Raw genomic sequence first — 23,846 nt, 5'->3', positions numbered from 1 at the left:
GGATATTTAATGAATGGCTTTTATAAGTTCATATACCGTTATACCCATCCCAGGTCATATCGCCACAACGAAACGTTATGGCCATATATCCGTATTACCCGAAACCAGACGGAAGAAATAGCGCAGATGACCTATAAAGGTCAAAGGATAAAAACAACGCCGTTAAGCGAACTCCGCAATAAATATACCGGAGATGTTATGCTGGCGGTATCCGGTCCGTCAGTGAATACCATTAATTTTTCCGATATGCCAGAGATGCACGTAATGGGCGTAAATGGTTCATGGGCGCTTAAAAACACCCTTGCCTTCAATTTTTACATCATCGTCGATATGCATTTTTTTGACATAAAACCTGACATAGTGGAAGAAATTGTTGCAACACCAGACCTTTATTTATTTACAACTGCACACGGAATAAAAAGAATTTTAGAGCGCACACCTGCCGGACAGCTTCATTGCAAGCTGGTATTTATTGAAGATGCACACTGCCGGATTTATCAGCCGCAGATTGCTGCCACCAGCAGCTTCACACAAAGCGAGAACGGGCTGATGTTCTCGCGCGATATACGCCGCGGGGTTTGTGATGCCGGGACCGTTGCTTACTGGGCGCTTCAGGTTCTCTATTTTCTCGGTTTTAACCGCATCATTATTGCCGGATTGGATATGAAAGATTTTGATAAGCCGCGTTTTTATGAAACCGTGGCGAATAAACTGCCAACCTTTTTACCATCAAAAGTGGACGCGCTGATCCTTCCCGCCTTCCGGCTGGCGAGGAGAGTTTTTGATGAGAAAAATATCGCGCTTTACAACCTCTCGCTTAATAGCGCCGTCAGCAGCGAGATTTTTCCCAAAGCGACATTACAGGAGATATTCAGCCATCACAGCGCCGATAACCGGATAGCCCGCCGGACACTACCAGCAACAGAAGCGGCCGCTGATCGTAGTCAGCCAAGTACCGCTGTGCTTAAACGGCAGCTACAGGTGCGCCTGCCCTTTTCGTCAAAAAGCGCTACCTCCCAGCTTTGATGCTGACGGCCAACGTGCAGCGGCTGGCAGACACCGCGCACTTTTCCATGGGTAACCGCCCGGTGATGGGTCGCGTTCAGCTCCATCCCGACGACGGTTTGCCCTTCGCTGGTCATCATGTAGCCAGCCGTGGAGCCGAGCGTTTCCGCCAGCACGGCGGAAGCCCCGCCGTGCAGCAGGCCAAACGGTTGAAAAGTACGGTGATCCACCGGCATTTCCGCTTCAAGGATATTCTCAGTAATACGGGTATATACGATCCCAAGGTGAGCAACCAGCGTATCCGCGCTGGTTGCATTCAGTTGATCCAGCGTGTAAGGGCGTTTCCAGTTCATTTATGCTCCCAGCGTTGAGCCACCGTCGACAACAATATCCTGCAACGTTATATGGCTGGCGCGGCTGGAAGCAAGAAATAAAATTGTATTAGCCACCTCATCGGGACGGGCAATTTTTCCCAGAGGAATGCCCAGTTTAAACTGTTCAGCAAAACCGCGAATACGCTGTGAAACGGCATCCTCACTGTGCCACAGACTGCGCTGCATATCGGTATCCGTGGAACCTGGCGAGACAATATTACAGCGCACACCGCAGCCAGCCAGTTCAAGCCCCACCGTCAGCGTCAGGCTTTTCAGCGCCGCTTTTGAGGCAGCGTAAGCACTCATGCCGATGCGTGGCGTATGCGCTGCATCAGAAGCAACCGTCACAATGGCCCCGCCCTGCTGGCGGCGAAACTGTGCCATGGTTTGCTGAAACAGATTAAATGCCCCGCCGACATTCACGGCAAAAGTCTGTTGCCAGGCTTCGGCCGTCAGCGCATCGGTAAGACCGGTATGCAGAATACCGGCCGCATTCACCAGCACATCCAGTCGCGGGATCTCTTTCAGCAAACGCCGACAAACTTGCTCAACCTGGCATGCATTGGCAATATCCAGCGGCTGCGTAGCGAAAGGATAAGGACCGTCAGAAAATGCCAGGTCGAAGCCGGTAACAACAGCGCCGGCATCAACAAACGCCAGCGCCGTGGCATAACCAATACCTTTTCCCGCTCCGGTTACCCAGACCTGCTGACCATCAAAGTCGGAACCGGTCATGCCTGCGCCCCACGCGACAGCAGCGCCCACCAGGCATCGATGGTTGGATTTTTTGCCAGTGTGACAAAATCGATATCCTGATGAACCATACGCCAGCGTGCCGCCAGCGCCATCATCCGTACTGAATCCAGTCCATAATCGATCAGATTTTCGTCGTCAAGGGGCACGTCAGATTCATCAAGCATCGGCAGAATCAATGCACGCAGCAGGGCTTTTGAGGCCGGCAGCGGCAACAAATCCTCAGTCATGATTACCCGACCGGCGCGACCAGCGACAAACTTCAGCGCCATCAGATGCTCTTCGCGGCTAAAATCCGCCAGTGCATCGGCAACCATAAAAGGCTTAATATCGCGCATAAACGCATCGATGGCGGTAGTCATACAACCAATATGGGCATACACGCCGGTAATAATCAGCTGGTTACGTGCGGTCTCTTTAAGCATCTGTTCCAGCGGCGAACGGTGAAAAGCGCTATAACGCCATTTGACCAGCACGGTGTCGCCTTCATCAGGCGCCAGCGCTGCCACAATTTTTTGCTGCTGCGGCGAACGGGTCAGGCCAGGCCCCCACATATCATTGAGCAGGGCGCGATCTTCATCGCTCTGCTTCTCCGGCTGTGCAGTGTAGTAAACCGGGATATTTTGCTGCTTGCAGAACTGACGCAAAGCGGCAATGTTAGCCACTACCTGATTGATCATCGGACTGTTATCGCCCCAGAAATTGAGGAAATAATCCTGCATATCATGAATCAGCAACGCGGCCCGTGACGGTTCAACAGCCCAGCTGACTTTATTAACCGGCAGATCTTCTGCAACCGGTAGCGGGTAAGGCTGTAATGATGGAATAGCCATAATAGTCCTCTTTTTCTTCAAGTCTGCGCGCTGCTGTCCAGCTGCTGACGTAATTGTTTTTTATCTACTTTTCCTACCGGTGTCAGCGGTAGTTGATCCATAAATTCAACGCGGTCCGGTAATTTGAACTCCGCCACACCCTGCTGTCGTAAAAAACGACGGACTTCCACCGCACGCAGCGGCGTTTTTACCACCAGATAAGCACAGCTTTTTTCACCCAGTAAACTGTCTTCCATGCTCACCAGAGCCGCATGAATAATCGCTTCATGGCGTAATAACAGGTTTTCAATTTCTTCGGCAGCGATCTTTTCACCGCCGCGATTGATCTGGTCCTTTTCCCGTCCCTGAACACGGATATAGCCCTGCTGATCAATGGAAACCAGATCTCCCGAGCAGTAAAAACCGCGCGCATCAAACGCCTGAGCATTGTGTTCCGGGCTATTGTAATAACCACGGAAGGTATACGGCCCGCGCGTCATCAGACGGCCGACTTCCCCGGATGGTAACGGATGACCGTTTTCATCAGCCACCCAGACCTCATCGTCAGGGCTCATCGGACGCCCCTGCGTATGAATAATACGTTCAGGACTATCATCCAGACGGGTATAGTTCACCAGCCCCTCAGCCATGCCAAAAACCTGCTGAAGCTGGCAGGAGAGTTCACTCTGAATACGCGAGGCCAGGCTAGCAGACAACCGGGCACCTCCCACCTGTAATAATTGCAGGGAAGCCAGCTGCTGATTGCTTCCCCACTCTCTGACAGCCTGCAACCACAGACTGACAGCGGGTGGCACCAGCGCGGTGACATTTACCTGATGGCGCTCAATAAGCGGAAAGCACAACGTAGCACTGGGATCCGCCGCCAGCACCACACAGCCCTGAGCCAGAAAAACACCCAGCGCACCGGGGGAACTCAGCGGATAGTTATGGGCGGCAGGCAGCGCACAAAGATAGCGGGTATTGCCATCAAACTGACAGATTTCGTTACTACGACGAATACTGTAGTAATAATCATTATGCGTGCGGGGAATCAGCTTAGGCGTACCGGTGCTACCGCCTGACAGCTGAAAAAATGCAACCTCATCACCGGCTGAAGGCGTAGCGACAAAATCTGTCGCACTACGCGCAATAGCGGCACTCAGGCTATCTTCACCGTTATCATTGAGCAACAACAGGGTACGCAATGCGGGCTGCTCCTGACGCCAGGCCGTTACAAAGGTCGGATCGCGAAACAGAGGATGTGCGCGGTCAGCTATCAGCAGTGCAGGTTGAATCTGCGCGGCATATGCCATCAGCTCATTACGCTGATGGCTGAACAAAGCATTAACAGGCGCCACGCCTATTTTCAGCAAAGCAAACAGCGTAATGTAAAATTCAGCAACGTTGCCAAGCTGAACCAAAGCGGTATCCCCGCATTTCAGGCCGGCATGCTGCAGCGACGCAGCCAGATTATCAACGGCCCTGTTCAGCTGCCGGTAACTAAACTGGCGTTCACCGTCAATCACCGCCAGCGCATCGCTTTGGGCATGACGACTAAGAATTTCAGTTAATGGCCGATCCAGCCAGTATCCTTTTTCACGATAGCGGGCAGCCAGATCATCCGGCCAGCGGCTGTAAGGAATACGCATATTGTGCCTTTCGTTGATTAATGCAAACCAAATACGTTAAGCATGGTCGCCAGTTTTACCCCGGTCTCACGCCACTCAGATTGCGGAGAAGACGCGGGCACAATGCCAGCACCGGCGAACAGGCGAACCTGATTTTGTTGCAACCGGGCGCAGCGAATAGTGACCACCCATTCACCGTTACCCTGGTCATCGCACCAGCCGACGATCCCGCCGAACAGTTGCCTGTCAAAAGGTTCAAGTTTTTCAATTAGTTGTTTTGCCATTTTATGCGGAAAACCACTCAATGCCGGCGTGGGGTGTAGCAGACACGCCAGCGCCAGCGCATTATGTCCGGCACGGGTAGTGCCCTCAATCAGCGTGGCCAGATGCCACAAGGTTGGGGTGGTAATCAGCTGTGGGGAATCCGGAACATGCAGCTGCGCGCTACAGGGAACCAGTAGCCGGCGCATCGCCTGAATCACCAGCTGATGTTCATGACGATCTTTTTGCGAGGCCATCAGGCTATCGCCGGCCTGCTGGTCCTGAGCAGCATCACGCTGGCGGCGCGCCGAACCCGCCAGCGGCAGCGAACTGAAGCGATGCCCCTGTTTACGTAATAGCAGCTCCGGGCTGGCTCCCAGCAACACCCCGCCGTCCGGCAAAGGAACGTGGAAATTGAAGCTTCCCGGATTCTGGGCGATTAGCCGCGACAGAAGTTGCCGGCTATCGGGTGCCTGGTCGGTAGTAATGTCAATCAGGCGCGATAACACGACTTTATCAACCTGTGGCGTCGCGGTCAGACCGGCCGCACTGGCAACCATCGATTCAAAACGCTGCTGCGCGGGGATTTCCTTACGTTCGATAATATTTAACGCCAGCGACGCGGGCGCATGGCTGGCCGCCTGCTGCACGTCATGCCGGGCAAAAGGTGTACAGCTTTCCGGGATAAACAATGCCGAAGGCTGACGGGTATCAAAAGGAATGGCGCCAACCACACGTGGTTCAGCAATACCGGCTGCTCTGGCTTGTAAGAAAGCGTCATTCAGCCGCTGCTGAAAAACGCCATGCATATCACTGCCATCAACGGCTGACGATGAAAAACGCTGGAAACAGCCAGATGTGGTAAAACAGCGATAGGGCGACATAAAGAAAAAGCTATCGGGTGACAGCGCGGCTGAGCATCCGGTGTTGATGTCATTATTTGACGTTTCCATGGTTCCCCTGCAAAAAATGATAACGGTATTAATAATGCTTATCATTATTATTTTGGTTTGGTAACCTAAATTTAAACGTTCTGTATGTCAACCTTCTGTCTGCTTACAGAGCAATTTCCGCCTGTCTCACTGACAGTAAAAAATCACAACATTTTGTTTTTACAGGTATAACTAAGGACGTTAATCCGTGAATTTATCTTCTGTATGGCGTAAAACTTTGCTGATGGTGCTCCTGTTCCTTGCGGCGATGAACAGCGCGCTGGCTGCCGGCTGGCCGCGACAAATCACCGATAGCCGTGGCATCCACACGCTGCAACAGCCGCCGAAACGTATTGTTTCTACCAGTGTCACTCTGACCGGTTCGTTACTGGCTATCGACGCACCGGTGATCGCCAGCGGCGCTACCACCCCCAATAACCGCGTTGCCGATGATCAGGGATTTCTGCGTCAGTGGGGCAAGGTAGCCAAAGCGCGTAAACTCACGCGTTTGTATATTGGTGAGCCCAGCGCCGAAGCGGTAGCCGCGCAGATGCCCGATCTGATCCTCGTCAGCGCCACCGGCGGTGATTCTGCGCTTGCGCTCTACGACCAGCTGTCACAAATAGCGCCAACGATTATTGTTAATTACGGCGATGAAAGCTGGCAGGCACTGCTCACCCGGCTCGGGACGATAACCGGTCAGGAAAAGCAGGCAGCAGCGCGCATCGCCCGCTTTAATCAACGCCTGTCTGAGGTAAAACAGCACATTACGCTACCGCCGCAGCCGGTAAGTGCGCTGGTCTATACCGCCGCCGCACACAGCGCCAATCTCTGGACACCGCAGTCAGCTCAGGGGAAGCTGCTGCAACAACTCGGTATGACGCTTGCCACCTTACCCGCCAGCCTGCATGGCGGCCATAGTCAGGGGAAACGCAGCGATATCATTCAGTTAGGCGGAGAAAACCTCGCAGCTGGCCTGAACGGGCGTTCACTGTTTTTGTTTGCCGGTGATAACAAAGACGCAGAAGCGATATACGCCAATCCGCTGCTTGCAGACCTCCCTGCAGTTAAACAAAAGCATATCTATGCACTGGGAAGCGAAACCTTTCGCCTCGATTACTACAGCGCCATGTTGATACTCGAACGCGTCAACACCCTGCTAGCCACCCGCCACTGACCTGCACCCACAGGCCGGACTGCCGGCCTGTGGGTAACGTTACTGCAACGCCTGGTAAAAACGGCGTAAGGTCTTTAATACCAGCAGCAAAGCAATCCCGCAGAATACCAGCACCCAGCCGCTGACACTGGCTGAGTCTGCCGGCGTCAGCATCGTTCCCAGCCCACCAATCAGTGCCGCACCAACCGCATCACCGATGACATTTTGTGCGGTCCACAAACCGTTAATCCGTCCGAGCATGGCTTCCGGCGTTTGCGTCTGGATAAGCGTGTATTGCAACAATGCGCTGATAGCACTGAACCAACCGGAGACCACCAGCAGCGGCACTGCCAGCGTCCAGTAAGGCATCAGGCTAAACAGCGCGATAGCGAGAAAAGAACCTATGGTCGTTAACAACATTATTTTTCCCGGACGAGGTGTTTGTGTCAGCCGGCCGCTGGTCAGCGCCCCTGCGGCTGCTCCCAGCGGGATAGCGGCGTACAGCAAACCAATCTGTGCGCTGGACATGCGCCAGTGAATAGCCAGTGCCGGATAGAGCACCCGCACGGCGCTCGCCATGGTCAGCAGCGCGCCCAGTAATGCTATCCCCCCCACCAGCGGACTGTTTAACAAAAAGCCTATTCCTTCGCACAGGGATTTCAGCGGATGATGACGTGACTGCAGCGGCGGCGGAATTGCCGGCAAACGCAGCAATGTTAAAGTCGTGACAAAGGTGCCGGCCGCGGCCAGCGCATAGTTCCAGCTCAGTCCACAAGCCGCCAGCAATAATCCGCCTATCATTGGTGAAATCACCGAGCCTAAGCGTACGGTCAGCATGGTGATAGCACCGGCCTGCATCAGATTTTCCCGGCCAACCAGTGCCGGGGTTGCGGCCAGCAGCGCCGTGACACCGATCGAGGCAAAAAAACCGTCCCAGATTCCCAGTAAATAAATTGCAACCAGCGAAGGTTGCGGCAGCTGAGCATTTATCCACAAGCCAACAAACCCCAGGCCACAGGTAGCTCGTGCCAGTAAAATCAGTTTCTTACGTTCATAACGATCGGCCAGTACCCCCCCGCACATCATGCCAATAAACATGCTGCCACCGGTTAGCGTCACCGCCAGGCCAACCAGCCAGGTAGAGTGAGTAATGGTTTGCAGCTGAACCGGCAGCGCCACCCCCAATAATCCCAATGATAAAATGGAAATAAAGCGCGCAATGAACACTGCGCGAAAGGCCGGATGGGTTTTCAGCAGACTGATATTCAGCAGCCAGGATTGTCGATTCATGTACAGCGCCCTGATACTATTTTCATATTGTTTCGTCTGCACGCATGCTAACATACCCAAACAAGATAGATAACGATAATTATTATCATTATTAATGACACGAAAGCTGTTATGTTGTTTTCCACCGGCGTGAGACGCCTCGTGATCCTGCCTGCGTTAATGACGCTGCTGCTGTTGACTGCTGTACTCAGCCTGGCGGTCGGTGCCCGCTCTTTACCCTTTTCCATGGTGGCTGACGCGCTGACCGGTGCCTGCCAGAGCAGCGACTGCATTATCGTGCTCGACGCAAGACTGCCGCGCACGCTGGCGGGACTACTGGCAGGCGGCGCACTGGGCCTGTCCGGCGCACTGATGCAGACGCTGACCCGCAATCCGCTGGCCGATCCCGGCATTCTGGGCGTGAATGCCGGCGCCAGCTTTGCCATTGTGCTGAGTGCTGCGCTGCTGGGTTTCTCTTCCCCTCAGGCGCTGCTGCTGGTGGCGTTTTTTGGCGCCCTCGCAGCTTCCCTGCTGGTGGCGTTTACCGGTAGTCAGGGCGGTGGCCAGCTCAGCCCGGTGCGTCTGACGCTGGCTGGGGTGGCATTCAGTGCCGTGCTTGAAGGACTCTCCAGCGGTATCGCCCTGCTGAACCCGGATGTTTACGATCAGCTGCGATTCTGGCAGGCCGGCTCGCTGGATATTCGCACCCTGCACACGCTGAAAATAGTTGCTCCCCCGGTGGCACTTGCCGCACTGCTAGCGCTGGTACTTAGCCGGGCGCTTAACAGTCTTAGCCTCGGCAGCGCTACCGCTACCGCACTCGGTAACCGGGTGGTACAAACACAGCTTGCCGGGTTACTGATAATCAGCGTGTTATCTGGCAGCGCCACTGCGCTGGTCGGTCCTATTGCCTTTATCGGACTCATGATGCCGCATATAGCCCGCTGGCTGGTGGGGGGCGATCACCGCTGGCTGTTGCCGGTCACCCTGATTGCCACCCCTACCCTGCTATTGCTTGCGGATATTCTCGGTCGTCTGTTGGTCCCCGGTGAACTGCGCGTATCCGTGGTCAGTGCCTTTATCGGCGCACCGGTGCTAATCTGGCTGGTCCGCCGGCCATCGCGGGGAACACGCTGATGACCAGCATGCCACGCCGGCTCATTATCAGTAGCGTACTGTTACTTAGCGCCTGCTTACTGCTCGGCCTGTGGAGCCTGTGCAGCGGCAGCGTACCGCTGGAATTTAATCAGGTTATTCAGAGTCTGCTGGGAAACGGGCCGAAAGGGATAAGAGTGGTGGTCAACGAATGGCGTCTGCCGCGCGTGCTAATGGCTTTGCTAATCGGCGCGGCGCTAGGCGTCAGCGGCGCTATTTTCCAGTCGTTAATGCGTAATCCACTCGGCAGCCCCGATGTTATGGGCTTTAATACCGGTGCCTGGAGTGGCGTACTGGTCGCTATGGTCATGTTCGGCCAGAACCTGGCAGCTATTACGCTGGCAGCCATGGCGGGGGGAATTATCACATCGCTGCTGGTCTGGCTGCTAGCCTGGCGCAACGGTATTGAAACTTTCCGGCTGATTATTATTGGTATTGGCGTACGTGCAATGCTGATCGCATTCAATACCTGGCTGTTATTACGCGCCACGCTGGAAACCGCATTGTCAGCAGGCTTGTGGAATGCCGGTTCGCTAAACGGGCTGACCTGGGCGAAAACCTCGCCGGGCGCGCCATTAATTGTGCTGATGCTGCTGTGCGCCGGGCTACTGGTGCGACGTATGCGCATGCTGGAAATGGGCGATGACAGCGCCTGTGCGCTGGGTGTACGGGTTGAGCGTTCGCGATTGTTGTTACTGCTGGTAGCGGTGACGCTGACGGCAGCCGCCACTGCGCTGGCCGGCCCCATCTCATTTATTGCACTGGTCGCACCACATATTGCCAGGCGCCTCAGCGGGAGCGCACGCGGGCTGTTGTTACAGTCCGCACTGTGCAGCGCGCTGTTACTGCTGCTGGCGGATTTTTGCGCCCAGCGACTGTTCCTTCCCTATCAGTTACCTGTCGGGGTTGTGACCGTCTGTATCGGAGGGATTTATCTTATCGCACTGTTAATTCAGGAGTCCCGTAAACCATGAGCGAAATCACAAGCCGCCTGCGTGGCGAAAACCTGACGCTGGCCTACGGTAAACAGTGTATTGTGGAAAATCTGACACTGACTATTCCGGACGGTCATTTTACGGCAATTATTGGTCCCAATGGCTGCGGAAAATCCACATTATTACGCACACTAAGCCGTTTAATGACGCCCCGTCAGGGCCATGTTTATCTTGATGGGCAGCTGATTCAGCATTATGCCAGCAAAGAGGTCGCCCGCCGCGTTGGTTTGCTGGCGCAAAACGCCACCACTCCGGAAGATATTAGCGTGCGCGAGCTGGTAGCACGTGGACGTTATCCCCATCAGCCGCTGTTTAGCCGCTGGCAGCCTGAAGACGAACAGGCGGTGATCCGGGCAATGCAGGCAACTGCCATTACCGGGCTGGCACAGCAAAATATGGATACTCTGTCCGGCGGCCAGCGTCAGCGCGCCTGGATTGCCATGGTACTGGCTCAGCAAACAGATATTATGCTGCTCGACGAACCCACGACCTGGCTGGATATCAGTCATCAAATTGACCTGCTTGAGCTGCTCAGTGAGCTAAACCGTGAGCAGGGCTATACGCTGGCTGCGGTATTACACGATCTGAATCATGCCTGCCGTTATGCCACCTATCTGATTGCTTTACGTGACGGACAGATCCTCGCCCAGGGCGCTCCGGCAGATATTGTCACCGCAGAACTGATTGAAGCAGTCTACGGATTACGCTGCATGATTATTGACGATCCGATCAGCCATACCCCGCTGGTGGTGCCGCTGGGACGACGTCTGCCACCTGCCGGATAACGGCGCTGTCCAGCAAGCAGGCGACGCTGCGGCTTACCTGCTGGACACATGCTGACATCAGCCGCGCTGGATGATTTATTCCACCATTTCGCTTGCCGCCTCGGCTAGCTGCTGACGTAACAGCGGTCCCAGAGTGACAAACGCCTGCGGAGAAATAATATCGACATGAGCGCAATCCTGAGGATACAGCGCCAGCTGCCCGACCCAGGGCGCCCACACCTGACGCGGGTCGACGCCATCAGGCAACGTCCGCTCAGCCACAAATAACGTGGCTTTACCGGAAAAGATTGCGCTACGGGCAGTCGTCAGTAAGCGGACAGCATCGCCATAATTGGCTTCAATCGCGCTGAACAACGCCTCAGAAGTCTGCCCCTGTTGCTGAGCGGCCAGAAACGCGTCGCGCTCGCGATTGATTTCCGCCAGCACCGCAGGGTCTGCGCCTCTGGCCTCGCGATCCGCCCAGTTCTGTGACTCCGGTGGCCAGGTATCCAGTAAGCCAAGAAAAGCCACCTCTTCACCCCGGGCACTCAGACGTGCGGCAATGCCCTGCGCCAGGGTGCCACCCAGCGAATAACCCAGCAGATAATACGGCCCCTGTGGTTGCTGAGCCAGCAGGGTTTCCAGATGGCGATCGCAAACCTCATCCAGCGTCGCGGCATCTTGCATCGGCCCATCTGGCCGCGGTGACTGAATGCCGGTAATCGACCAGTGCGCATCAAGGTAGCGTGCCAGCACGCTGAACTGCCAGGCAAAACCTGAAGCCGGGTGAAAACAAAACAGCGTCGGCCCGCGGCCTTCACGCAGCGGCAACAGAGATTCATGTCCCAGCCGTTCAGCCTGTTCATCGCTCAGAGCAGAATCAAGCAGTGCGCTCAGCCTGGCTACCGTTGGCGCCACCATCACCTGCCCTGGCGTCACCTGACGCCCGCTGGATTGGCTCAGTAATGCAGCCAGACGCATTGCCAGGAGTGAATGACCGCCAAGCGCAAAGAAATCGGCTTCGGTATCCTTTACCTGACAGCCGAGCAATTGGCTGAAAGCACTGGCCACCCGCAATTCATTTTCAGACTGCGGGACAGTACCGGCAGTTTTTGTAGTCAGCACCGGTAACGGCAAGGCTTTGCGATCCAGTTTACCATTTGCGCTAAGCGGTAACGCCGCAAGCTGTAGCAACACTACCGGCACCATATGTGCCGGCAACAGGGTACTTAACGTATGACGCAATGCCTCCAGCGGCAATGGTGCTCCCGACACAGACACCAGGTAACCTACCAGCTGACGGGCATCACCACCGGTGGCCGCCGCCTGATTAATCACACAGGCATGCGACACAGCCTGCGCCACATCGGGCAGCGTCGCCATCACCCGATCAATTTCACCAGGTTCAATCCGCTGCCCGCGGATTTTCAACTGGTCATCACTGCGGCCAAGATACTCTACCGCGCCATTTTCCAGCCAGCGCGCCACATCGCCGGTGCGATACATGCGCTCTCCGGCAACAAAAGGATCGGCAACAAAACGGCTGGCGGTCAGATCCGGCCGGTGCAGATAACCCTGTGCCAGCTGGACACCGGTAAGATAAAGATCACCGGCAACACCAAATGGCGTCGGACACATCATGGCATCGAGAATACGCAGACCGGTATTCCAGACCGGATAACCAATCGGCACGCTGTTGCCACTTACCGCCGCAAGGGCGTCGCCATAAGCCGGATACCAGCTTACGTCCACGGCCGCCTCTGTCGGACCATACAGGTTATGCAGCGCCACACCGGTCAGCTGCTGCCATTCGCGGCACAACGCTGCCGGCAGCGCTTCTCCGCTACAAAATACCTGCTTCAGTGTCCGGCAACAGCGGCTGTTTTCCGGCGTCAACGTAGCAATAAACGCCGCCAGCATTGAGGGAACAAAATGGGTGGTGGTAACACCATAGCGCTGAAAGAAATCCTGCATCGCCAGCGGATCGCGATGGGCATCCGGCTCAGCCATCACCAGCTGCGCCCCGGCAATAAATGGCCACCAGAATTCCCAGACAGAAACATCAAAACTGCAGGGCGTTTTCTGCGCCACAACATCTTTCGCGGTCAGAGGATAGCTGTCCTGCATCCACAACAGGCGATTGACAATAGCCGCCTGGCCTACCATGACGCCTTTCGGCCGCCCGGTGGAACCCGAGGTAAAAATAATATACGCAGTGTGCTGAGGCCGTGACACCGCCAGCGGTGCGCTGTGGGCTATCGCCAGGGGCGCACTGTAGCACAGGGTTTCCAGTCCGCTCACCGCAGTAAATCGGGGCAGCTGATCGTCTGAGGTGATCAGCAACGAGGGCCGGGCATCCGCCAGCATCATCTGCAGGCGATCGTCCGGGTAACCGGTATCCAGCGGTAGCCAGGCCGCGCCTGCTTCAACCACCGCATGCAAAGCCAGGGTAAGAAAGACCGAACGTGGCAACGCCACCGCCACGCAGTCACCCGGCTTTACCCCGCGCTGACGCAACCGTTCAGCCAGCGTCACCACCTGCTCACGCATTTCCCGATAGGTGAACTGCCAGTGCGCATCAGCCAGCGCCGGCGCGTCGGGGCTTTTGTCCGCCTGGCGTGCCACCAGCGCACTCAGGGTAGTTTCTTTTAGTGGGCGGGCGGTCTGATTAATTCGCGCCAGGTGCTGATGTTCTTCGGCCAACAGCAGATCAACCTCACCACAACGCAATCCGGGCTGCTGATCAAACTGCTCAATCATCGCCGTCAGGCGTGCTACCTGACCTGTCAGCACCTGATAATCATAACGCTGACGATTGGCCAGCACTTCTATCGTCAGTTCGCCGGACGGCTGGGGAAACAACGCCAGCTCCAGATCGTTTACCGGACCCGACGCCAGAGTGTGGGTTACCGAGCGCACGCCCTCTATTCCCAGCTGGTTTTCAAACAGTTTAATATTAAATACGGGTCCAAATAACGCCTCATCCGTGCCGGCTTTACCGCTATCACGCACAATCTGCTCAGCATCATAGCGCTGGTGACGACGCATGGTTTTCAGCTGTGCAGCCAGCCGCAGAGCCAGCTGTGGCAGCGTTTCTGACGCATCAAGCCTGATGGCCAGTGGTAGCACATTAAGCACCGGTCCGCTGGCGGTTAACGCCACCGATCCCATACGACGCATAAAAATAAAACCAGCCGCATAGTCAGTGCGACCACATAAACGACCGAGCCATAACGCCGTCAGCGCCAGGGCAAGATCGGTCAGCTGACAGCCGGGTGACTGGTGCGCCAGGCGCTGCAATCCCTTTCCTGCCGCGAGCTTCAACCGCCAGACGGCACTGGTTGATGGCCGGCCAGGCAAGGGGGCCGCTGACAGGGAAGCCGGCGCGGGTAATTGTTGACGCTGCTGCGCCCAGAAACCTTTATCACGCTGCCAGGCGTCACTCTGGTGATAACGCTGATATTCCTCGACTACCTGCTCAAAGGGGGTAAAAGGCGAAGCTGGCGTCGCTTCCTCACGCAGCCAGGCACGATAAATAGCAGCAATCTGACGGCTTATTGCCGCGAAACTAAAACCATCTACCAGCAGATGATGATAACGCTGATACCAGTACCAGCGGTTATCATCCAGCTGCAACAGCTGATGCATCACCAATGGCCTGCTCCCGTCAATACGCAGTTCTGCGGCAATATCGGCTTCCATCAGCGTCATTGCCGCAGCATGCGGATCGGCCTCATGACGTAAATCATGCCAGTCCGGCTGTGCAAAATGGGCAGACTCATCCAGCGACTGCCAGACCTCACCATCAACGACAGAAAAACGCATACGCAGGGTGTCCGCCTGCCCGAGGCCGGCGACAACCGCCCGGCGGAATACATCCCGCTGCAGGTCCCCCTGTAATTCCACGTAATGCGCCACGCACCAGGCGTTCGGCAACACAGATAGTTTTTCCGCCATCCAGATACCAGGCTGGGCTGCTATCAGCGGTAAACGCTTAGTCATTGCCACTCCTCAACTACTGAAACTGTCTGGTGACAGGCTTGTCCAGTGACGCTGAAGCCAGGCCTGACACTCTTCTGCCGCTTGCGGTGGGCACAGCACGTCCCAGCCTGCCGGTAACCTGCACTGTTGTGGCCACAGGCTGAACTGCTGGTGTGCATTACCTAAAATATAAAACTGCCCTTGCGCATCATCGAAAGGGTTACTGAATTGCATAGCTATCTCCTGTCATCATTTCTGTTTGCCAGGGTGGGAAGCAACGGTTGCCATAACTGCATCAGTCCTGCGGTCAGGCCGCCGCGCCAGCAAAGTGCATCGTGGCCGCCGTCAACTTCCTGCCAGAATACCGGCTGCTGCAGGCGTTGCAGCTGCCTCAGCAACTGCTGATTGGCATGAAAAATCACCGGTTCGCGTATGCCAGCCTCCAGCCAGATACGCAGCCCCCGGGGCTGTAGTTCACCCTGTTCAAGCTGTTGGATAAGGCGACCAGGCTGCTGGCCATCACGTTGTGGCCACCAGTAGGAACCGGACTGACTGAGTACGCAGCCAAACCGTTCCGGCCAGTGCAGCCCGGCGAACAAAGCCGCCAGACCGCCAAAACTCTGGCCAGCAACCAGCGTGCGGGACGGCAAATCGCTGAATGGCGCAATGGCAGCAACCTGCGGCAGCAATTCCTGCTGTAAGGCCAGCCAGAAACTGGCGTTACAGGGAAGCTCCTGGCTTCGCTGTGTAGTATCAACGGCATCAATAAGCAGATAAACCGCCGCCGGCAACTTATTCGCCGCAGTTAGCGCAGCCAGTGCCGACCATACCGGCATGCTGTGCGCCCAAAACTGGCCGTCAAGCAGAATCGCCAGCGGCCTGTCAGCGGCCGGATGTTCACCGGTGGTGTAAATCCAGACCCGGCGAACATTGTTCAGTTGTTCACTACGCCATTCGATTTCCAGCGGCGCAGTATAGGTAACAGGCTGTGACTGCCAGCCCGGCTGAGCGGGTGCCTGCGGTAGTGTCAGTGCCGAAACAGCATGCCCACGCCCGCCCCGCCAGCTGTGGACATTTAACGGATCGGCCTGCGCATGCGCCAGTAAATGGCGCCAGCCCGCGCGTAGAGCGGCCGCATCCGGCACAGGACGAAAAGCCGCCGGGGCAAAGTCATCTTCCCGCCCGGAAGGGATAAAACAGTAACTGCCGCGCCAGGTGGGCGACATACGCAGCTGCCAGCACCAGGCATCGGTACCGGCAACCCGCTGTAAACTCTGTGGCACGGCGTTTTGGTGATGGTCGGTCACGCCGGTGATATACAGCCACACTCGCCTGACAGAGGATGTCTGCTCCGTGCCTGCCGGATCCCGCCACCAGAAGGTCACCAGACAGTGGTCATCCTCTACAGACAACTGCGGTCCTTTCAGCGTTTTCCACCAGCTATCACTGCCTGTCTTTAACACATGATTCACCATAACCCCATGTTTAATAAGCATTTATTATTAAGCACTTTAAAACAGTTGATAATATTATTGATAATTATTTGCATTTGCAATAGCGTATTACCGCGCTTCATTGCGCGCGCGTTAACTAGCTAATAAACATAATCATGTCAGAGATTGCCGGTGCGCTGCGGTGCATTTCAGCAACTTTCTGACGATCATTGGGCGCCGCCTTTCCCTTTTGGGACGGAGTATTACGGACCGGCGCGACTAACCGCAGGAATGACAATGAAAAAAATTAACTCCCTGACCCTGCTGGTCAATCTGGGAATTTACGGCGTGGCACTCCCTCTGCATGCCGGGGAAACGGACAGCAGCAGCAAAAAAACAACGCCAGAAACAACCATGGTAGTGACGGCCGAACGGCAAAACCTTCAGGCTCCGGGCGTCTCGACCATTACTTCCGATGAAATTCGCAAACGCCCTCCGGGCCGTGATATTTCAGAAATTATCCGCACCATGCCGGGTGTTAACCTGACCGGCAATTCCACCAGCGGCCAGCGCGGCAATAACCGCCAGATTGATATTCGCGGCATGGGCCCGGAAAATACGCTGATTTTAATTGATGGCAAACCGGTGACCAGCCGCAATGCGGTCCGCCTCGGCTGGCGCGGTGAACGGGATAGTCGCGGCGACACCAGCTGGGTACCACCGGAGCTGATCGATCGCATTGAAGTTATTCGCGGACCTGCGGCAGCACGCTACGGTAATGGGGCAGCCGGCGGGGTGGTAAACATTATCACCAAAAAAGGCGGCAAAGACTGGCACGGCTCCTGGAATACCTATTTCAACGTTCCGCAACATAAGGATGAAGGTGCGACCAAACGCACTAATTTCAGTCTTAGCGGGCCATTAGGCGACGATTTCAGCTTTCGCATGTATGGCAACCTTGCCAAAACCCAGGCCGATGCATGGGATATCAACCAGGGCCATCAGTCTGAACGTACCGGCATCTATTCCGATACGTTGCCAGCGGGCCGTGAAGGCGTGATTGACAAAAACGTCAACGGCGTACTGCGCTGGGAATTTGCACCGATGCAGTCACTGGAATTTGAAGCCGGTTACAGTCGCCAGGGCAACTTGTATGCCGGCGATACGCAAAACACGAACAGCAACCAGCTGGTAAAAGATAACTATGGCAAAGAAACAAACCGGCTCTATCGTCAGAATTACTCATTAACCTGGAATGGTGCCTGGGATAACGGCGTTACGACTGACAACTGGGTGCAATACCAGCATACCCGTAACTCGCGCATACCCGAAGGCTTAGCCGGCGGGACTGAAGGGATTTTTGACCCTACCGCCACCCAGAAATACACCGATATCGACCTGAACGATGTCATGCTACACAGTGAAGTCAGCATACCGTTTGCGTGGTGGGTCAACCAGAATCTGACGCTGGGCAGTGAGTGGAGCCAGCAGCGCATCAACGATAAATCATCCAATACCCAAACCTTTGCCGGCGGCAATATTCCCGGTCTGAGCAGTACCGGCCGCAGCCCATACTCACGCGCGGAGATCTTCTCACTCTTTGCTGAAGACAATATGGAAGTCACCGATACCACCACGCTGACGCCAACTTTGCGCTTTGATCACCACAGCATTGTGGGTAACAACTGGAGCCCGGCACTTAATCTGTCACAAATGCTCGGTGACGACTTTACGCTGAAAATGGGCATTGCCCGTGCTTACAAAGCACCGAGTCTGTATCAGACCAACCCTAATTACATTCTCTACAGCAAAGGTCAGGGTTGCTATGCCAGCAACGACGGCGTTGGTTGTTATATGATGGGTAACGATGACCTTAAGGCCGAAACCAGCATCAACAAAGAGATTGGACTGGAGTTTAAGCGTGACGGCTGGTTAGCCGGGGTCACCTGGTTCCGCAACGATTATCGCAATAAAATCGAAGCCGGTTATTCCCCTGTGGGCCAGACCTCCATTACCAGTAAAGGTACCACTACTTATACCGACATTTATCAGTGGGAAAACGTCCCCAAAGCAGTGGTTGAAGGACTTGAAGGCTCCTTTAATGTGCCGGTCAGCGACAGCGTCAGCTGGACCAATAATATGACCTGGATGCTGCAAAGTAAGAATAAGGAGACCGGTGAACGTCTGTCGATTATTCCCCAGTACACCCTCAATTCAACGTTAAGCTGGCAGGTCCGTCAGGATCTTTCTGTGCAATCGACCTTTACCTGGTATGGCAAGCAACAGCCGAAGAAATACAACTATAAGGGACAGCCTGTTAGCGGCTCAGAAACCAACGAGCTCAGCCCTTATAGCGTTGTCGGCCTCAGCGCCACCTGGGATGCCACGAAAAACGTCAGCCTGACCGCTGGCGTGGACAACCTGTTTGACAAACGCCACTGGCGCGCCGGTAATGCGCAGACCACCGGCGGCACCACCGGGTATATGTACGGTGCCGGGGCAGAGACATACAATGAATCTGGCCGAACCTGGTACATGAGCCTCAACACGCGTTTTTGATCGCCCCGGTGTCGCACCTGTCGCCAGGCGCTGACAGAAAAAAAAGCGCAGCATTGGCCGCCAGTTAAACCATTGCCCTCCCCGCAGAGAGGGCAATAACAACTAAATTTCACAGGGAAGAGACTATGCAGGTGCACCACACCACCTTCTCGCTGGCCGGCTTAACGTTACAACGGGTTGATTTTGACCCGCTAACGTTCAGCGCGCAGGATCTGCTCTGGTTACCCCATCATCGTCAGTTACAAGGTGCAGTAAAAAAACGCCAGGCCGAGCATCTTGCCGGACGGCTTGCCGCCGCTCACGCCTTGCGGGCGTTCGGCTGTCATCCGATCCCCGCCATTGGCAATCAGCAGCAGCCGCTGTGGCCGGCAGGCCTGTTTGGCAGCATCAGCCACTGTGAAACCACGGCACTGGCGCTGGTTGCCCGCCACCCGGTTGGAGTGGATATTGAACGCATCATGACCCGGACACTATGCGCTGAGATCGCAACCTGCCTGATTAATGATGATGAACAACAGATTCTGCATGCATCGGCATTTCCGCTGACGCTGGCACTGACCGTCGCCTTCTGTGCCAAAGAGAGCCTGTTTAAAGCGTTCAGCAGCCGCGCCTTGCCGCTGACCGACTTCGCCGCCTCACGGATCCTTAGGCTGGATGCTGACAGCGTGCAACTCAGACTTTACCCGACGCAATACCCACAGCTTAGCGAACGCCGCTGCACAGTGCACTGGCAACATAACGGCGACCACATTGTGGCACTGTGTGCCGACCAGTAAATCTGCGCTGCCAGCCGCTGTTGTATCTTATGCTCTCTGATGCCGCTCAGCGCCGGTGTGCCAGCGCGCGCACCAGCCGGTCACCCAGCTTCTGAACCAGCATGACCAGCAGCAGCAATACCACCACCGTTCCTGCCATCAGATTATTATCAAAACGCTGATAGCCATAGCGGATAGCCAGATCGCCGAGTCCACCACCACCGACCACCCCTGCCATTGCCGAGAAGCCAATCAGCATCACAATGGTTAGCGTCATACCGGCTACCAGCGCGGGCAACGCCTCAGGTAACAACACCCGACTGACTATCTGCCAGAGCGTTGCCCCCATCGACGCCACCGCCTCAATACGACCGCGATCGACTTCATCCAGCGCACTTTCAACAATACGGGCAAAAAACGGGAAAGCACCAAGCGTAATGGGTACCACAGCAGCGCTACTGCCCAGTGAGGTCCCGACGATCAGCCGGGTAAACGGGATCAGAGCAATCAGTAAAATCACAAACGGCAAGGCCCGCCCCAGGTTAACCACCCCGTTAAGCAAGGCAGCCAGGCTACGCTGCGGCCACAGGCCATTCTGACGGGTAAGAAACAGTAACACCCCGATCGGCAAACCAATAATCAGGGTGAACAGCGCGGCCAGTGCCACCATATAGAGTGTTTCCAGGGTGGCATTGATCATTAACGACTGAAAACGTTCCCAATTCACGCCACGCATTGACTGATAGCCCCCACCTGAAATCGGGCACGAAAAGCCCGGTCAGTTTCACCATCCTGTAGTAACAACTGACGCAGCCGCCCGCTGTCGCGCGCCATAATCTGCGCCAGAGAACCGCTCTCAATCAGCCTGCCCTGCTCCAGTAAAGCGGCGCCCTGACAGATACGCTTCACCACTGTCATCTCGTGGGTGATCAACACAATGGTAATTTTTAGCTGTTGCTGAATATGTGCTAGCAGATCGAGTATTGCAGCCGTAGTTTCAGGGTCGAGTGCGCTGGTCGCCTCATCACACAGCAGATAACGCGGCTCTGCTGCCAGCGCACGGGCTATACCCACCCGCTGCTTCTGCCCGCCTGACAGCTGTGAGGGCCAGGCCTGCGCATATTTCTCCAGCCCGACCAGCTGTAACACCGCGGCCACCCGCTGACGACGAACTTTCGCCGCAACGCCAGCTATCTCCAGCGGCAGATCAATATTGTCGTAAACGTTACGCGCGTGCAGCAGATTAAAATGCTGAAAAATCATCCCCATCTGCTGACGCAGCTGGCGCAGCTGCGTACCCCTGAGTGCGGCAATATCCCGACCATCAACGTTTATCCGCCCGCTGGTCGGCGTTTCCAGCCGGTTAAGGCAGCGCAGCAGGGTACTTTTCCCCGCGCCACTGCGCCCCAGAATGCCGAAAATGGTGCCCGTCTCAATCGATAAGCTGATGTCTGTCAACGCTGGTTCAGCGGCATCTGCATAGCGTTTACTGACATTTTCAAGTTTAATCATGCCCGGATTTCGCCACCGGAATAACCGAGCCTTGGTATTTTTTACGAATAAATTCAGCTACCTGTGGCGAGGTTAAATCTTTGGCTAACTGGCGCACCCGCGGATCGTTGGCCAGTTCCGGGCGGGTAACCAGTAAATTGGCATATGGATTATTGGTTGATGACTCAAGCGCCAGCGCATCTTTCGCCGGCACCAGTCCGGCTTCCAGCGCATAGTTACCATTAATAATAGCCGCATCCACATCGTCCAGCGCACGCGGAATTTGTGGTGATTCAATTTGCACAATTTTAATTTTTTTCGGGTTATCACTGATATCTTCCGGCGTCACCAGCGTACTGGCGCGATCCCCTGATTTTTTAAGTTTTATCAGCCCGTTATCCTGTAACAGATACAGCGCTCTGCTCAGGTTAGTGCTATTGTTCGGCACCGCAATACTGGCACCCGCAGGTAAAGCCCCCAGTGATTTCACCTTTCGTGAATAGATCCCCAGCGGTTCAATGTGCACACTGGCAACAACGCTGAAGGTTTTACCCAGGGCTTTTTCCTGATCTTTTAAATAAGGCAAATGCTGGAAATAATTCGCATCGACGTCGCCGGCTGCCAGTAATTCATTCGGATTGGCACCGCCGCTCATTTCCACAATCCTGAGCGTTAATTTCGGATCTATCTTTTGTACATATTGCAATATTTCTGCATGCGGGATGGGATCGGCGGCTACGCGCAGCGCAGCAGCATGTACACTTTGTGCAACCAGTAAAGCAAGGCCAGCTAAACTATAAAGCGCCGTTTTCATCATGGTATTTTCTCTTATTGTTTAAGAATGCGTTGCGCCAGTGAGGTATTCGGCGTAAAAACGTTTCGCCACATCAGGATGTGAACGTAACCGGCCTTTTAAATAATTCCAGCCCACTTCACGCAGCAGAGGATTGAGCGGATCGCTGGCCGGCCCTGTAGCCAGACGAGCGAGGCTTTCCGGTAGCTGATAAACCGGCACCACCGCGTCCAGCCGGGCCCCAAGAAAAAAAGCAACCGACAACCGTTCGCGTCCGGCCTGCGGCGACACCACCCGATGCACGGTGGCACGCAGATAACCGTTAGTTGCCAGCTCCAGCAGTTCACCAATATTGACCACGAAAGCACCCTCAAGCGGTACAACATCAACCCAGCGATCCGGCGACAAGGCAACCTGCAAACCGCCCTGATTATCTTGTAATAACAGCGTCAGAAATCCGGAATCTTTGTGCGCTCCCACACCCTGACATGATTGACCATCGTGACGACTCGGATAGCGAATCAGTTTGATATGCTCGTTGGGATTTGCGCCATACAGACTGTCAAAGGCATCTGGCGGCAGCGACAATGCCGCGGCAAAAGCGCGTAACAGCGTCAGTGCCACTGCGGTCATCTCCTTCTGCCAGCGCGTGATCACCGTTTGTAATGCTGGCAGTGCCTGTGGCCACTGATTTGGCCCCTGCATACGTAACCATAGCGGCCCGTTCTGCGTGCTAACCGCCGCCCGTTCAGCACCAATATCAAACTGTTCACGATAGTCCGGCTGGCTGCGGGTCACTTCGGCACCGGGGCAGTTATAGCCGCGAAAATGCGGTGAATTCACCATGGCTACCCGGTACTTTTCTGCCTGCGGTAAGGAAAAAAACTGACGGGAAACCTGCTGGACCTGCCTCAGTAATTGGTCGGGAATTCCGTGTCCGGTAAGATAAAAAAAACCGACTTCACGCGCCGCCGTACCAAGCTTTTCAAGCAGCGCCCGACGCTGACGCGGCGTGCTTTTCAGGTGGGAAAAATCAATCACAGGCAAAGATAACGAGCCGGCTGTACTCATAAAATCGGTCCGCAGGTGAACAGAATTTTACCTTGCCACCTGACCCGCTGCGACACTACCAAAATTTCCTGCTAACAATATGTGCAAACTGGTAATGCGGTTTTCATATTGCAATGTACTTAGCTGGCCAGAAGCCCACCGGTATCGAAAAGCACGCTCCTATTGATAACAGACAGTATCATCCGGCCACCTTGCCGGCAGGTGGTAAGATTCACTCCCTGAAGCCGTACTTATACACATCAATCATTAAGCAACAAAAAATAAATCATTTCTAACATCAAATACCGCACTCATAAAAATATTTCATGACTAACCAGATATAACACTTAAAAAAGATCCTGTAACAAAAGCGACCATGGTTGTGGAAAGGTAAATGCTTAACAAAATACAATTATTTAACCCTGAAAAAAATAAATAAGGAGATAAAATTGCAACTGATATTATTCAAACCAGCCGGTATATTCCCGTGGCGGTGATGCCTCTAATTGGTTGAATCTGATGTATAATGCGGGCTTTTGAGGTTCTCTTATGGCCAGCGTTAACGTTCATTGTCCCCGTTGTCAGTCTGTTCAGGTTTACCGCCATGGTCAGAACCCTAAAGGCTATGACAGATTTCGCTGCCGTGACTGCCACCGCGTGTTTCAACTCACTTACGCTTA

General features: G+C 54.9%; 21 protein-coding genes. 8 read left to right on the top strand and 13 right to left on the bottom strand.

Annotated features, from left to right (window positions below; all coding sequences use genetic code 11):
• The first annotated feature begins 9 nt into the window (after positions 1-9).
• Entirely contained in the window at positions 10-1,026 is a 1,017-nt protein-coding gene (locus tag BL249_RS06865; protein WP_199073442.1) for a sugar glycosyltransferase, read from the top strand.
• Here the strand turns inward: BL249_RS06865 and entH are convergent.
• From entH to entC, 5 genes are read right to left on the bottom strand one after another with little or no spacing between them, the layout of a single operon-like run.
• Positions 945-1,358 carry a proofreading thioesterase EntH gene (gene entH, locus BL249_RS06860; RefSeq protein WP_099705917.1) on the bottom strand — a complete coding sequence of 138 codons (414 nt, stop codon included), beginning with the start codon at positions 1,356-1,358 and terminating at the stop codon, positions 945-947. The genes BL249_RS06865 and entH overlap by 82 nt on opposite strands.
• On the bottom strand, positions 1,359-2,114 hold the full coding sequence (entA, locus tag BL249_RS06855) for a 2,3-dihydro-2,3-dihydroxybenzoate dehydrogenase EntA (protein WP_099705916.1): 756 nt from the start codon (positions 2,112-2,114) through the stop codon (positions 1,359-1,361).
• Positions 2,111-2,965, bottom strand: coding sequence for an isochorismatase family protein (locus tag BL249_RS06850; RefSeq protein WP_099705915.1), 855 nt, complete (start codon positions 2,963-2,965; stop codon positions 2,111-2,113). Before BL249_RS06850 ends, entA begins: the two co-directional genes overlap by 4 nt.
• A 17-nt stretch (positions 2,966-2,982) precedes the next feature.
• The gene (locus BL249_RS06845; protein WP_099705914.1) at positions 2,983-4,593 is read right to left on the bottom strand and encodes a (2,3-dihydroxybenzoyl)adenylate synthase; all 1,611 of its coding nucleotides are present in this window, start codon (positions 4,591-4,593) and stop codon (positions 2,983-2,985) included.
• Positions 4,594-4,610: 17 nt separating this feature from the next.
• Positions 4,611-5,786, bottom strand: coding sequence for an isochorismate synthase EntC (gene entC, locus BL249_RS06840; RefSeq protein WP_168174283.1), 1,176 nt, complete (start codon positions 5,784-5,786; stop codon positions 4,611-4,613).
• A 223-nt stretch (positions 5,787-6,009) separates the two neighbouring features.
• Here entC and fepB point away from each other — a divergent pair, with 223 nt between their 5' ends.
• A complete protein-coding gene (gene fepB / locus BL249_RS06835; protein WP_446717700.1) occupies positions 6,010-6,942 on the top strand; it encodes a Fe2+-enterobactin ABC transporter substrate-binding protein in 933 nt (310 codons plus the stop codon).
• 39 nt (positions 6,943-6,981) lie between these two features.
• Here the strand turns inward: fepB and entS are convergent, their stop codons facing one another.
• A complete protein-coding gene (gene entS, locus BL249_RS06830; RefSeq protein WP_099705911.1) occupies positions 6,982-8,211 on the bottom strand; it encodes an enterobactin transporter EntS in 1,230 nt (409 codons plus the stop codon).
• A gap of 111 nt (positions 8,212-8,322) precedes the next feature.
• Here entS and fepD point away from each other — a divergent pair, with 111 nt between their 5' ends.
• The 3 genes from fepD to fepC are packed head-to-tail and all read left to right on the top strand — an operon-like array spanning position 8,323 to position 11,125.
• A complete protein-coding gene (fepD, locus tag BL249_RS06825) occupies positions 8,323-9,327 on the top strand; it encodes a Fe(3+)-siderophore ABC transporter permease (RefSeq protein ID WP_099705910.1) in 1,005 nt (334 codons plus the stop codon).
• On the top strand, positions 9,327-10,319 hold the full coding sequence (fepG, locus tag BL249_RS06820; protein ID WP_099705909.1) for an iron-enterobactin ABC transporter permease: 993 nt from the start codon (positions 9,327-9,329) through the stop codon (positions 10,317-10,319). Before fepD ends, fepG begins: the two co-directional genes overlap by 1 nt.
• The gene (gene fepC, locus BL249_RS06815) at positions 10,316-11,125 is read left to right on the top strand and encodes an iron-enterobactin ABC transporter ATP-binding protein (RefSeq protein WP_099705908.1); all 810 of its coding nucleotides are present in this window, start codon (positions 10,316-10,318) and stop codon (positions 11,123-11,125) included. The genes fepG and fepC overlap by 4 nt, the downstream gene beginning before the upstream one ends.
• A gap of 75 nt (positions 11,126-11,200) precedes the next feature.
• Here fepC and entF read toward each other — a convergent pair whose 3' ends face one another.
• The 3 genes from entF to fes are packed head-to-tail and all read right to left on the bottom strand — an operon-like array spanning position 11,201 to position 16,548.
• Positions 11,201-15,106 carry an enterobactin non-ribosomal peptide synthetase EntF gene (gene entF, locus BL249_RS06810; RefSeq protein ID WP_099705907.1) on the bottom strand — a complete coding sequence of 1,302 codons (3,906 nt, stop codon included), beginning with the start codon at positions 15,104-15,106 and terminating at the stop codon, positions 11,201-11,203.
• Positions 15,107-15,115: 9 nt separating this feature from the next.
• Positions 15,116-15,319 (bottom strand): MbtH family protein, encoded by a 204-nt coding sequence (locus BL249_RS06805; RefSeq protein ID WP_099705906.1) that lies wholly within the window; start codon positions 15,317-15,319, stop codon positions 15,116-15,118.
• A 2-nt stretch (positions 15,320-15,321) separates the two neighbouring features.
• Positions 15,322-16,548 carry an enterochelin esterase gene (gene fes / locus BL249_RS06800; RefSeq protein ID WP_099706044.1) on the bottom strand — a complete coding sequence of 409 codons (1,227 nt, stop codon included), beginning with the start codon at positions 16,546-16,548 and terminating at the stop codon, positions 15,322-15,324.
• 267 nt (positions 16,549-16,815) lie between these two features.
• On the opposite strand from fes, the gene BL249_RS06795 reads away from it, so the two are divergent.
• Together BL249_RS06795 and entD are read left to right on the top strand one after the other, a co-directional pair.
• On the top strand, positions 16,816-19,077 hold the full coding sequence (locus tag BL249_RS06795; RefSeq protein ID WP_099705905.1) for a TonB-dependent siderophore receptor: 2,262 nt from the start codon (positions 16,816-16,818) through the stop codon (positions 19,075-19,077).
• A gap of 125 nt (positions 19,078-19,202) precedes the next feature.
• Entirely contained in the window at positions 19,203-19,853 is a 651-nt protein-coding gene (gene entD / locus BL249_RS06790; protein WP_099705904.1) for an enterobactin synthase subunit EntD, read from the top strand.
• A gap of 46 nt (positions 19,854-19,899) precedes the next feature.
• Here entD and BL249_RS06785 read toward each other — a convergent pair whose 3' ends face one another.
• The 4 genes from BL249_RS06785 to BL249_RS06770 are packed head-to-tail and all read right to left on the bottom strand — an operon-like array spanning position 19,900 to position 23,187.
• Positions 19,900-20,568, bottom strand: coding sequence for a methionine ABC transporter permease (locus BL249_RS06785; protein ID WP_099705903.1), 669 nt, complete (start codon positions 20,566-20,568; stop codon positions 19,900-19,902).
• Positions 20,556-21,344, bottom strand: coding sequence for a methionine ABC transporter ATP-binding protein (locus BL249_RS06780; RefSeq protein ID WP_099705902.1), 789 nt, complete (start codon positions 21,342-21,344; stop codon positions 20,556-20,558). Before BL249_RS06780 ends, BL249_RS06785 begins: the two co-directional genes overlap by 13 nt.
• On the bottom strand, positions 21,337-22,140 hold the full coding sequence (locus BL249_RS06775) for a MetQ/NlpA family ABC transporter substrate-binding protein (protein WP_099705901.1): 804 nt from the start codon (positions 22,138-22,140) through the stop codon (positions 21,337-21,339). Before BL249_RS06775 ends, BL249_RS06780 begins: the two co-directional genes overlap by 8 nt.
• An 18-nt stretch (positions 22,141-22,158) precedes the next feature.
• Positions 22,159-23,187 carry an isopenicillin N synthase family dioxygenase gene (locus tag BL249_RS06770; protein WP_099705900.1) on the bottom strand — a complete coding sequence of 343 codons (1,029 nt, stop codon included), beginning with the start codon at positions 23,185-23,187 and terminating at the stop codon, positions 22,159-22,161.
• A 528-nt stretch (positions 23,188-23,715) separates the two neighbouring features.
• Here BL249_RS06770 and BL249_RS06765 point away from each other — a divergent pair.
• A partial coding sequence (locus BL249_RS06765) for an IS1 family transposase (protein WP_342633895.1) occupies positions 23,716-23,846 on the top strand: 131 nt, incomplete at its 3' end.

It is taken from the genome of Erwinia sp. OLFS4, from assembly GCF_002752165.1.
GTDB lineage: Bacteria > Pseudomonadota > Gammaproteobacteria > Enterobacterales > Enterobacteriaceae > Izhakiella.
The sequence above is the reverse complement of the archived record's forward strand: the minus strand, read 5'-3'. Positions and strand labels throughout refer to the sequence as shown.